The 926-nt window shown below is 28.4% G+C and carries 1 protein-coding gene; it reads right to left on the reverse strand.

Annotated elements, in window-relative coordinates; all coding sequences use genetic code 11:
• A partial coding sequence (locus ACF91D_RS30750) for a CPBP family intramembrane glutamic endopeptidase (RefSeq protein ID WP_392438544.1) occupies positions 1–768 on the reverse strand: 768 nt, incomplete at its 3' end.
• Positions 769–926 lie beyond the last annotated feature (158 nt).

The raw sequence follows: 926 nt of genomic DNA on the forward strand, positions 1-926 counted from the left end.
ATATCCTATTATACTAATCAGTGATGATTCAAAACCAAATTCACCACCCGTTATCAACATATTATTCGAAGTTAAAACATATTGTATCGGTTGGTCATCTATCTTATGGTCAGTTATCCATATTAATTGGCTAACATTCCAACATAAATGTATAGAAATGCTTGCCCAAATTGAATTAAATATATATGTTGCTAAACCAAACATAATTCCAACTAATATGCCACTGACTAATAACATGACCAAACTCCACATAGAAAGCGCACCATTAAAGATATGTATAACTGCAAAAAATATTGCCGTTATTGATATTGCTACAAATATATTAGTTTTTCGCTGAATATAACCCATAAGCAAACCACGACAAATCATTTCTTCAACAATTGCTGCTGCAAAACCATTCACAAATATTACCCAAAAAATATTTCTTAAATATTCATTTTGAGAAGTGAAATTTGGAGTGAAAAATTCACCGGGTACACACAATATATAAACACCATAAACTAAAACAGGTAATAATATCGCACATAGTAAGAACAATTTATTAAAGTGAGGTTTAGTAATCCTATAAACATATAGATTTTCTTTAAATACATTTACAATAATCCACTTCACTACGAAATACGCTAAAAAAATATAAACTACTGCAAATACAATAACACCAATTCCCCAAATTGGTATTAAGTCCTCAACAATCGAAGCAAATCCTTGAGTTACCCCCATAATCAATAACCCTAAAATAAGCATTCCAAATATTTTTATAAATTTCACAATTATCACCCAATCAAAAATGTATTTATATTGTATAATATAAAATTGATTTTAGGAATTGAATTTTATGCTATTTATCACAATCCAAAACTTTTCCTTAAAGACAATAGTTGAAACACCTAATAAAGTAATTGCACCACCTACTATTGAAATAATAG

The sequence above is a fragment of the Staphylococcus sp. 231237_7MaSpsaltlick genome, from assembly GCF_043107035.1.